The 10,775-nt window shown below is 62.6% G+C and carries 9 protein-coding genes; 7 read left to right on the forward strand and 2 right to left on the reverse strand.

What is annotated here, in order from left to right:
• Nucleotides 1–148: 148 nt before the first annotated feature.
• Together ACP7A5_RS15005 and ACP7A5_RS15010 are read right to left on the reverse strand one after the other, a co-directional pair.
• Nucleotides 149–832, reverse strand: coding sequence for a sugar transferase (locus ACP7A5_RS15005; protein WP_426042667.1), 684 nt, complete (start codon nucleotides 830–832; stop codon nucleotides 149–151).
• A gap of 373 nt (nucleotides 833–1,205) precedes the next feature.
• Nucleotides 1,206–1,790, reverse strand: a complete 585-nt coding sequence (locus ACP7A5_RS15010; protein WP_426042668.1) for a polysaccharide biosynthesis/export family protein — start codon at nucleotides 1,788–1,790, stop codon at nucleotides 1,206–1,208.
• A 221-nt stretch (nucleotides 1,791–2,011) separates the two neighbouring features.
• Between ACP7A5_RS15010 and ACP7A5_RS15015 the strand changes: the two genes are divergently transcribed.
• From ACP7A5_RS15015 to ACP7A5_RS15045, 7 genes are all read left to right on the forward strand, one after another.
• Nucleotides 2,012–3,037 carry a transglutaminase-like cysteine peptidase gene (locus ACP7A5_RS15015; protein ID WP_426042669.1) on the forward strand — a complete coding sequence of 342 codons (1,026 nt, stop codon included), beginning with the start codon at nucleotides 2,012–2,014 and terminating at the stop codon, nucleotides 3,035–3,037.
• Between the two features lie 71 nt (nucleotides 3,038–3,108).
• Nucleotides 3,109–3,615 carry a hypothetical protein gene (locus tag ACP7A5_RS15020; protein WP_426042670.1) on the forward strand — a complete coding sequence of 169 codons (507 nt, stop codon included), beginning with the start codon at nucleotides 3,109–3,111 and terminating at the stop codon, nucleotides 3,613–3,615.
• Nucleotides 3,616–3,769: 154 nt separating this feature from the next.
• Nucleotides 3,770–4,255, forward strand: a complete 486-nt coding sequence (locus ACP7A5_RS15025) for a hypothetical protein (protein WP_426042671.1) — start codon at nucleotides 3,770–3,772, stop codon at nucleotides 4,253–4,255.
• Between the two features lie 152 nt (nucleotides 4,256–4,407).
• Nucleotides 4,408–5,625, forward strand: coding sequence for an outer membrane beta-barrel protein (locus tag ACP7A5_RS15030; RefSeq protein WP_426042672.1), 1,218 nt, complete (start codon nucleotides 4,408–4,410; stop codon nucleotides 5,623–5,625).
• 37 nt (nucleotides 5,626–5,662) lie between these two features.
• Nucleotides 5,663–7,915, forward strand: a complete 2,253-nt coding sequence (locus tag ACP7A5_RS15035) for a GumC family protein (RefSeq protein WP_426042673.1) — start codon at nucleotides 5,663–5,665, stop codon at nucleotides 7,913–7,915.
• A gap of 82 nt (nucleotides 7,916–7,997) precedes the next feature.
• The gene (locus tag ACP7A5_RS15040) at nucleotides 7,998–9,281 is read left to right on the forward strand and encodes an O-antigen ligase family protein (RefSeq protein ID WP_426042674.1); all 1,284 of its coding nucleotides are present in this window, start codon (nucleotides 7,998–8,000) and stop codon (nucleotides 9,279–9,281) included.
• 315 nt (nucleotides 9,282–9,596) lie between these two features.
• Entirely contained in the window at nucleotides 9,597–10,475 is an 879-nt protein-coding gene (locus ACP7A5_RS15045) for a cell wall hydrolase (RefSeq protein ID WP_426042675.1), read from the forward strand.
• The last annotated feature ends 300 nt before the right edge of the window (nucleotides 10,476–10,775 follow it).

Below are 10,775 nucleotides of genomic sequence, written 5' to 3' on the forward strand. Positions count from 1 at the left end.
GCAAGGGGACACCAACTCGCTGGAGACATCGGCTCGCACCTTGACCCGCAGTTCGCCAGTCGGCTGCCGCTGACATCGAGGGGAAGGGAGGTGGTTTGGAAAAAGATCGGCGAGAAGGCTCGCGGCAAATCAGCGCCTGTGTGTAGCCCTAGTAGGCGTTCACCCGCCAAAGCAGCAGCGGGACAGTTCGCAACAAGATCGTGAGGTCTGCCGGGAAGCTCCAGTGTTTGGCGTAGAGCACGTCAGCGTCAACGCGGTGCGCCATACACGTCAGGTCGCGGATCTCGCCCCTTAAGCCTTGAATCTGGGCCAGGCCCGTCAGGCCAGGCCGGACGCTGAAGCGCTCGTGATAGTTCGGCAGAAGGTTCGCATAGTGGATGTCATGCTCGACAGCGTGAGGTCGAGGTCCGACGAGCGACATATCACCCTTCAAGACGTTCAGCAGTTGGGGGATTTCATCCAGACTGCTCTGCCGGAGTTGGCGGCCGATCCGCGTCACGCGATCATCCGCTTGAGTGGCGTGCCGAACCTCGACGTCCGTACCTGCGAGCCGCATGGTCCGAAACTTGTAAATGACGAAGATACGACCGTTCAGGCCGGTACGCTTCTGCCGGAACAGGACAGGACCGGGGCTGTCTGCCGCGATGAGTGCCGAGATGATCGCGTAGACCGGCAAAAGCGCGAGCAGTAGCGAACCCGCCGCGAGGACATCGAACATCCGCTTGAGGGCCGCGCAGAGCGCCGTCCTGCTAAAGCGCGGGCGCCAGTCAGCCCCATCCGGGCCGAAAACCACGGCGGAGCGGGCGTTCGGAGATACGACACCGTCAAACAAAACGCAGATCCCCCGTTCGAGCCCAGATTAAGGATTAGGTAAGCCTATTTCCGGAGTTGTGCGCAACTCGCAAAGTCCGCGCCCGTTCTGCGAACAGCGATCTGTCTCTGCAGCGCAACACTCTCCGCGCTAACCCAAGCAATTTTAACCGTATTGATTAGGCGGCGCTTATCCAGCGGGCGGTAGCTTCGGTGGTGAAGGAGATTACCGTGTGACCCAAACCACAATGCCAACGACCGATCTCCGGGCGCGACATGCAACCATCGCTTGGGAACGGCTCATTGGTTTCGGCCTCGCAGCTGCGGTCTCCGCTGCATTCTGGACCACACTCTGGGCCGCCTGCCAGACAGTGGCGGCCTCGTAGGTTCAGCTCCTAGAAGAACCGCTCCCCAATCCGGATCGTATCGCCTGGCGCGACTTGGGTCGCCGTCGTCAGAGGGTAGGCCTGTTCGAACGCACCGTCGGCCCGCTTGATATAAACCCGACGCGTGTCAGCGCGATACGTGAACCCTTCAGCGGTAGCGACGGCGTTGAGGACTGACAGGTTCGCCGTATACGGATACTCGCCCGGTTTGTTGACCTCCCCCAGGATATAGAACGGCCGGTAGTTGAGCACCTCGGCGTTCACGCGGGGCTCATTGATGAAGCCCTGGCGAAGCGCCTGGGCGATACTCTCCTGAAGTTGGGTGATCGTCAGCCCCTCGGCCTGTACCTCGCCGATCAGCGGCAGGGAGAGGCGGCCTGATCCACCGACGGTGAACTCGCCGGTCAGGGCTTCTTCGCCGAAGACATTGACCCGCACCTTGTCCGCCGGCCCGAGACGATACTCCGGGACGACCCGCACGACCCCGTCCGCCTGGACAGTCGCCGGATCGATCGAGAGGGGGGGCTGGGCGCAGCCGAGCACGGCCAGGGCGAGAACGAGGCCCGCGATAAACCGCTGCAAGCCGATGAACATGGATCGCTCCCTGAAAACTACCGGACCAGCCTAGCCCATAGTGCATTGCACAATCCAGCGCTATCCAAGCGTCGTTACCGACAGAATGCGACTAGAGTTCTGTAATCTGACGTTAACCTTACCGATGCGCAAACCAAAACACTAAAGCGTTTAGCAACCGCGTCTGTACAAGCGATATTACCGCCTCATCTGCAAGATGTTCCCAAGCATAGGGAACAGACATGCTCGATCTTCCGCCGAGTGGCCGCATCGCTCTTCTGGCCGCCATTGCACTCACGGTGTGCGATTCAGGCGTTGCGCACGCTCAATCCGCTCGTCGTGACGCTGCCGCGCCGGTCATGGCCCTGGGCGCCTCCACTATTCCCCCCCTAGGCTTCCTTGATCTGTGCCAAAGGACGCCCGAGGCCTGCATCTCTGCAGACATAGACGCGGTCGATCTGGCCGCCCTGCGCACAGCGGCGATGGGCAAGTATTGGGCTGATGCTTTCGCTCAGCGTCGCGCGGCGCCGGCCGCTGTGGCGGAAAGCCGGGTGGATTGGTCCAGGGTCTTCGCCAACGCGCGTCGGGAGAGGCCGCTCGCCGTTCGACCGGCCGTCGCGAGGGCTTCGGCGGATGCCACGGGTCCAGGCAGTGCCGAACCGGTTGAGCCCGCGATCACAACGCTGGCGATCCGATCTACTGAAGTGGCCGATGCGACGACAGCTGTCGCTGCAAGTGACGCCGCTGGATCGGCCGTCGAGACGGAAGCGGGAGCGATGGTGGAGTTCGCCGCGAGTGCGGCCGGGGAGGCCGTGTCGGCGGTGGAATCCTCGGTGGTGGTCGAGGTTGCAGAAACCGATCCCCCCGTCGTTCCCGCCTTTGCGCTCGATCGCGCGGGCTGGAAACTGGTCAATGGCGTCAATCGCCGTATCAACCGTGCCATCCGCCAGACCGCCGACAGCAGGCTCTACGGGGTCGAAGATTTCTGGACTCTGCCGAGCGCAGGTCGCGGGGACTGCGAAGATTTTGTTCTGGCCAAGCGCGAGGCCCTCACGGCAGCAGGCGTGCCGCCCGAGGCCCTGTCAATCGCCATTGTCGAGACCCGCTGGGGCGAAAGCCATGCGGTTCTGCTCCTGGCCACCGATCGCGGTGAATATGTTCTCGACAGCCTGAGCCCATGGGTGTCCCGGTGGGATCGGGTCGACTACGCTTGGAAGGAACGCCAGCGACCCGGCCGCCCCTTTGACTGGGTGACTGCGGAGATCTAGTCGTGGCGGCGAGGAGGGCCTCCATGATTTCTGCAAGATTGACCTACAGGCTCCGTCTCACTGGAGCGATCGTGCTCGCCTTGATGACGACGGTGGCCGCAACGACTTTAGCGGTCGTCTATAGCTTTCCGATGTCTGAGTTCGCTGCCGGCTTTCCGCTGGCAGTAGTCTCCGAAGCGCACGCCGTGGCGGCGGCTGAAACCTCCCGTCCAGACCTGCGGCGTGTTGACGCAGAAACCCGACGAACGCTGAACAGCCGGCCGGGCGACGCGGCGGCCTGGTGCCGGCTGGCTTGGGTCGCGGCTGAGGAAGGGCGGCGCGCAGACATGCTGGACGCCCTAGACCGAAGCTACACCGTGGCCCCCTATGGCCCGGATGTGACGGCATGGCGTCTGCGCTTTGCCTACGGACGCTGGACAGAACTGACGCCCGAGCTTCGCCAGCATGCGTCTGAAGAGCTTGCGGTCACCGTTCGGACCCGCACGGATTTGGTAAATGCCGCCGAGGCGGACATTTCGGATCCTGCCGGGCGGTTGGCGTTCGTGATGGGCCGCCGGAACGCCACACCGAGATCCTGAATTCGCGCGATGCGGGTTCCCGATGGGCTCGTGAGTTACTCTTAAGGCACAGGCCGGCGGTGAAACTCCACGTCCATCGTTCAAATAACGCTGACGTATTTGATTTTGCTGCTGTGCAATGTAAGAGTTCGTCAACATTTTGGAGGGCTATCACATGTTGAAGATGACCGTGCTCGTCGCCGTTTGCCGCGCTGCGGTTGCTTTCGGTGCCGTCTCCACCCTGACGCTTGCGCCTGCTGTCGCGGCCGCCGCCGTTGCGCAGGACGCCGCAGCCGAACTGTCGGCGGACATTCAGGCGGCAATCCTGACCGCGCAAACAAACGCGACGGCGACCGGACTCACCGGTGATGAAGCCGCTGAATCGATCGAAGCCGCGGTCCAAGCCGTGATCGCCGCCAGTGGCGCGAGCCCCGCGGTGGTGACCCAGGCGCTGGCCAACGCCCGTGCAACCTTGGCGGCCAACGGCCAACTCTCCGCAGCGGCCTCCTCGGCTGTCTCGAGCGTTCAGTCGGTGGTCACGGCCTCCAACTCGGGCGGCGCGCCCTCGTCCGGTGGTCAAACCGGCGGTGCGCCGCTGGGCGCGCCGGCTTCGTCGGGCGGTGGCGGTGGCGGTGGCTCGGACTACCGTCCCGTCACCTGATCCTTTCGAGTCTATGAACTGTTGATCGATCGCGCCGCCCGTCGGCGGATGGGGGATGTATGTCTAAGCTCAAAACCCGTTTGGCCTGCCTAATTGCGCTAGGCGCCTCCGCCGCTGCGGCGGGAGTCCACGCTCAATCTACGTCAGGATCCTTGAGCCAGGCACAGGCCCAGTCGGGCGATCTGTTCGCGCGGGATCGAAGCATTCCGGTTCGTCAGCGGCCGCGGCCTGAGTATGAGGCGCTCGGGGTTCCGGCCGGGACCTTCATGGCCTTCCCCAGCTTGCAGCTCGACGCGGAATACAACGACAACGTTTTCGCCGTGTCGAGCGGCGCGGACAGCGACGTCATCGTTCACATTAAGCCGATGATCGAGCTTGAATCCGGCTGGTCGCGGCACGCCCTGGCGGCCTATGCGCGCGCCGACATCGCCCGCTATAACGATTTTGAAGGTGAGAACTACGAGGACTACGGCGTCGGCGCTTCGGGCCGGATCGACATCACCCGCGCGGCGAACCTAGCGGCGGGTGTGGACTACGCCAGCATCACCGAGCCCCGCACGTCGTCCAACGCACCGGCTTCGACGCGAGAGCCCATCTCCTACGATATGACTTCCGGCTTTATCGCCGGTTCGCGGGTCGGCGGACGCTTGAAACTCTCGGCCCGGGGGGACATTCGTACTTATGACTACGAGGATGGCATCACCCTCGGCGGCGTGGTCGTTGACCAGGACAACCGCGACCGTACGATCACCAGCCTGACGGGCCGGGGTGACTACGCCATCAGCCCGGCGACGGCGTTGTTCGCACAGGTCACCACGAATAAGCGCGACTATGACACAGCGACCTCGGTGCTCCTGCCCGCGCGTGACTCTGACGGATACGAAATCCTTGCGGGTTCAAACTTTGAGCTGGGTGCCGTCGCGCGCGGTGAAGTCGCGGTCGGCTACATCAGCCAAGAATTCGACGCGGCCGTCTACGACAAGATCGACGGGTTTGGCGCGCGCGCTCAACTGGAGTGGTTCCCCACCCAGCTCACCACGGTGACGGCGACGGGATCGCGGACGATTGAAGATGCCGGCATCGCGGGCGCCGGGGGCTACCTGTCCTCCGCTATCGGCGTGCAGATCGATCATGAGCTGATGCGAAATGTTCTGCTCAATGCGGGCCTCACCGTGTCACAGGATGAGTACGAAGGCATCGATCGGACAGACGGCCGCACTCAGATGTCGGTCGGCGGGACCTACCTTCTGAACCGGACCTTGGGCGTTTCGGTGACGGCGAGCCACTTCGAGCAATCCTCGGACGGCGCGAACGGCGGTTCGGACTTCGACGTCAACCGCTTGGCGGTGTCGCTAGTCGCCCAGTTCTAGATCAATACGCCGGCTAGACGCTACGCGTGAGAGTATGATGAACAATCTGTCCCCCCTTCGCGCATTGGGTGCGCAGCCAGGATCTTCATCGGAAGGGGAGGGGGGAGGCGAAGGAGTCGATCTCCATCGCTTAATCGCGCTCTTTCGCCGCCGCCTGCCGCTTTTCCTGGCGGTGGCGCTGTTAGTCTTTGTCGGTGCCATCATCTTCACGATCCAAGCGACGCCGCTCTATACGGCTACATCCAGCCTGATGATTAACACGCGTACCGAGAACGTCGTTGACGCTCAGGCGGTGCTGTCTGGCCTGTCGGCGGAATCTTCGGTGGTCGACACCGAGATCGAAATTCTGAAGTCGCGTCAGCTGGCCCAGCGTGTGGTCGAGGCGTTGGATCTGGAAGAAGATCCAGAGTTTAACGCCGCGCTTGCGGAGCCCGGGCCGGTCAAGGCAGTCATAAGGGGCGTCGCTAGCCTGTTCGGTGCCGCAGCACCTGACGCAGCGCGGGAGCGCCTGACGGCCGTGCAGGCGCAGAAGCAGAAAGAGAGGGTCGTCAGTGCGGTCCTCGCGAGACTGTCAGTCCGCCGTTCCGGACTGACCTACGTGATGAATGTCGGCTTCACCTCTGAAGATCCGGCGAAGGCTTCGCGGATCGCTAACGCGTTTGCCGAGCGGTATTTGCTGGAGCAGCTTGAGGCCAAGTTCGACGCCACCCGTCAAGCCAACAGTTGGCTCAATTCGCGTCTGGGGGAATTGAGGACTGAAGTGCAGCAGGCGGAGGCAGCGGTCGAACAGTATCGGACCGCAAACAACCTTCTCAGCGCCTCGGGCGCGACCCTCACCGAGCAGGAAATCTCCGCTTATAACCAGCAACTGGCAGGCGTTCGTGCGACCCAAGCTGAAGCCGAGGCGCGACTGCGGACGGCGCGCGCCCAGCTTGCAGCCGGTTCCAGCGGCGACGACGTCGGTGAAGCCTTGGGATCGCAAGTTGTGCAGCAACTACGGGCACGCCGTGCCGAGGTCTCTGGTCGCGTCGCCGACCTGACCAGCCGTTACGGCCCGCGCCACCCCGACATGCTCCGCGCGGAACGGGAACTTGCGGATATCGATGGGCAGATCCAAGCCGAGATCCGCCGCATTATCTCCAATCTTGAAGCCCAAGTGCAGGTCGCCCGTGAGCGCACGGGCTCCATGGCGGGAAGCCTTGGGTCCGCCCGGGGAACCTTAGCTGCCAATAATGCCGCCGGCGTTCGCCTAAACGAGCTGTCGCGCAACGCCGAGTCCGTGAAGGCTCTTTACGAGAGCTTCCTTGCCCGATTCCAGGAAACGTCTGGCACTGAAGGACTTGAAGAGTCCGATGCGCGCATCGTTTCGCCAGCCGCAATCCCAACCAGCGCCAGCTCGCCTAATGTGCCGCTCAATCTGACTTTGGGGCTTGTTCTCGCGATCGGTGCGGGCTTTGTGGCCGTGGTCTTGGCCATCATGCTCGACACGGGCGTGATCACTGGCGAGGACATTGAGCATAAGTTCGGCCTGCCGCACCTGGGTTCGGTGCCTCTTCTGTCGTCGGTCGCCGATCCTAAGGATCGCGATGATGCTCCTGCGGACTATGTCATCTCCAAGCCCCTCTCCAGCTTCGCAGAGTCCGTGCGGGCTCTTCGCGCGTCGATTCAGTTCTCTCGCATCGGCCATACCGTGAAGGTCATCACCTTGACGTCGGCGTTGCCGGGGGAGGGTAAGACCACAACGGCGCTCTGCCTGACGCGCGTGGCCGCGCAGGCGGGCCTGCGGGTCATTTTGGTGGATTGCGATTTACGCCGACGGAACGTCAATCGCCTTTTGGGCGTGGAGCCCGAGTCGGGTCTAGTCGAAGTTCTCAACCGCACGGTTTCGCTCGACCAAGCCGCGATTCTGGACGAGCGGTCGGGGGCCTATGTCCTCCCGCTGGCGAAGAACAGTTTTACGCCGAAAGATGTTCTTGGCACCCAAGCCATGGATCAGTTGATTGAGCACCTGCGACGCGATTTCGACCTCGTGATCATGGATACGGCGCCGGTACTGGCGGTTTCCGATACGCGGCTTGTTGCGGCCAAGTCGGACGCCGTGGTGTTCCTGACCCGCTGGCGCGGGACGCCAGAGAAGGCGATCGCGGGCGCGCTCAAGATTCTGGATCAGTCCGGTGCCCATATCGCTGGCATCGCCATGACCCAGGTCGATATGAAGGCACAGGCCCGCTATGGTTATGGCGACGCCGGCTACTATTACGGCGATTACAAAAAATACTACGCGGCCTGACATGACTACATCGGCCTCCGCAAGCCGTCGGAGCGGTGGTTCGACATTCGCGCCAAAGAGTTTGCGCCGCCCGGCGGTACCCTTGTCGACGCGGATCAGCGTGGCGCTGGTTCCAATCGGTTTGGCTCTGGCTCACTTGGCCTTCGGAGCCAACCAGACGACGGCTGCGCTGTGGCTCACCGCCGTTCTCGGTGTGTCGCTACTGGTGTGCCTCGCCAGCCCGTGGCGCCGCGGCGTTTACGATATTGGACCACTCGCCCCTGTGGCGATCCTGTTCATCGCAGTGTTGGGGGTGAGCATTTGGTCGCTGACAGCGTTGGCCCCGGGCGGGACGCACCCGCTGTGGGCCTGGGCGGACGCTTCGCCTGCGGCGACAACAATCGATCGCAGTGGGACCCTGCTCGAGCTGGTCAAGCTGTGTGGCCTGGCCGCCGTGTTCTTGGCGGGCGCGTTTCACGGGGTCCGCAAAGATCGGGGACAGGCGACGATCGATGCCGTTGTCTGGACGGGCGGCATATACGCGGCGATCTCGCTGCTGACTTTCCTATCCGGTCTTCAGGTCGCCCAGGGAGGGCGCCTCTCGGGAGGCTTCCTGAGTTTCAACAACGGGGCGACAGTTTTTGGCGTGCTCACCGTCTTGGGACTGGCCGTGTTCTTGCGCACCTGGCGACGAAAGGCGGGCCTTGGCTTAACGGAACGCCTGACCGCGGTGGCTGCGCCCCTGTCCTGCTTTGCCCTGACGGCAATTTGTCTACTGCTCACGGCTTCGAGGATGGGCGGTGCATCGACCTTGCTCGGCGTCGCAATCCTTATGGCGTGGGAGTCCAAAGGCTCCGCCGGCAAGCGATTGGGGATCATCGTGGCAGCAGCGCTTTTCCTGGGCCTAGCCTTGGTCTTGATGCTCGGTGGCAACGATTTGCTGCTTACGCGTGTCGATGATGTCGGCTCCGACTTAGCGGTCAGAGGGCAAATCTTCTCAGCGCACTGGGACGCGTTTCTGGCCTCGCCTCTTCTCGGCTATGGCCTCGGCAGCTTTGATGCAGTGAACCTCCAGATCATGACGGCGGAAAACGCCGGGGCGCTTTGGGCCATTCGCGCGACGCATAATGTCTACCTGCAGTGGCTGGAGGAAGCTGGCCTGCTCGGCGCTCTGCCCATGTTTGGGCTGATCTTGATCATCCTCGGATTTGGTGTCGCGCGAGCGCTCGGAAAGCCAATGCGGACTGTCCAACACGGCCTAGTGTGCGCCAATCTGGTCGTTCTGGCACATGGTCTCACGGATTATGCGCTCCAGACCCCCTCTATTGCTGCTTTTTGGGCTTTTCTCCTTGGCATACAGTTTGCGTTCGGTCAGGAGCGGGGCTGATGCTGGGACGAGTTTGGCGAGCCAGTGCCGAACTGGTCGCCACCAGGGCGCCCGAACTCACAAGAGGAGCGCAGAGGGCTGAAGATGGCGACGAGGCTGACCACTATGAGGCCTGACTGGCCGAGATTCCGGAACAGGTTGAAGCGGTGGATCGTCGGAGCCAAGGAGAGCGTTTGGGCCCCGGTCATCATTGCGGCTGTGGTTCTCGTGCTAGGTGCGGCAGTGATCCTGGCCCCGCGTTGGATATCGGCGTCTGGGCTGGGGTCATCCGCAGAGATTACGGCGCAGAGTCTTCCGGGGGAACCTAACACGACTTTGACCACACAATTCACACTGGCGCCCGAAGCCGTCAGGCCGATCTCGATGGACGAAGCCCGGGTCTGGAACGCGGGCCTGCCGTTCTCCACGCTTCCAATCTTGGCGGCGCGACCCTTCATCATGCCGCCGGAGAATCTGGCTGACTACGCGCGCGCGCTCGATTGCCTCACGGCCGCTGTCTATTACGAGGCAGCATCGGAGACGAACGCCGGACAAACCGCTGTTGCTCAGGTGGTCTTGAACCGCATGCGACACCCGGCCTTTCCGAAGACGGTGTGCGGCGTCGTCTTCCAAGGTCAGGAGCGGACGACGGGCTGCCAGTTCAGTTTTACTTGCGACGGCGCCTTAGCGCGTGTTCCTTCCGAGGCGGGTTGGGCGAGGGCGCGCGCTGTCGCGGCAGGAGCCCTGAATGGTTTCGTCGCTGCGGATGTGGGTATGGCGACGCATTATCACACCGATTGGGTCGCGCCCTACTGGGCAGAGCGTCTGGTGAAGATGCGTCAAATCGGGACCCACATCTTCTATCGTTGGACAGGCGGATGGGGTCTCCCGGGAGCTTTTACGGGTCGACATCTCGGGGAAGAGCCCGTGATTGAAAAGCTGGCAGCTTTAGCCACCTATGTCGAAGCGCCGCCTCCTGAATTTGTTGGTTCGCCGACTATCGAACTATCTCCCCCATCAGTCCCAATTGACGCTCAAGTATCCGATCAGGATCCCGGCTTGCCTCTCGCACCTCAAATTGTTCTTGTACGCGAGCCGGAGGCAGTGGTCCCCGATCCAGTCACAGCGGCCGCACCGCCGGTCCTGGCAAACCCACTTGCGCCAGTCACGGCATCGACGCCACAGAGACGAACGCGCATTGCAACGCCACGATGAACGCCCTCCGCCCGATACCCGGACCGGGCGCTGGCATCACTCGGACTTTGCAGCCACAGCCCTGCGCGATCCTTCAAGCCGACCTGGAGACGCATTGAAGACCGATCGTGTGAAGTTTTAGGCGACCGAAGGCCCGCCCCCCTTGGGAAGCGGCCAACGCAGATGACCCAGTATCTGTTGTCTAGAGCACTTTGCGACCTGATTGAATCTCCGGGGATTCCCAAGGGAGCCGGGTTCTGATTCAACATTCCTGCTGGAGGCGGAGGCCAGCATGAATGAGCAAGGCGCTTTCGGTGGATC

Source organism: Brevundimonas sp. TWP2-3-4b1 (assembly GCF_049897665.1).
In the GTDB taxonomy this organism is placed as follows: Bacteria; Pseudomonadota; Alphaproteobacteria; order Caulobacterales; family Caulobacteraceae; genus Brevundimonas; species Brevundimonas subvibrioides_B.

Bases quoted from the DNA above. Each gene is read 5' to 3' on its own strand.
- ACP7A5_RS15010 (WP_426042668.1), bottom strand. From the start codon at position 1,790: ATGTTCATCGGCTTGCAGCGGTTTATCGCGGGCCTCGTTCTCGCCCTG.
- ACP7A5_RS15025 (WP_426042671.1), top strand. From the start codon at position 3,770: ATGTTGAAGATGACCGTGCTCGTCGCCGTTTGCCGCGCTGCGGTTGCT.
- ACP7A5_RS15035 (WP_426042673.1), top strand. From the start codon at position 5,663: ATGAACAATCTGTCCCCCCTTCGCGCATTGGGTGCGCAGCCAGGATCT.
- ACP7A5_RS15015 (WP_426042669.1), top strand. From the start codon at position 2,012: ATGCTCGATCTTCCGCCGAGTGGCCGCATCGCTCTTCTGGCCGCCATT.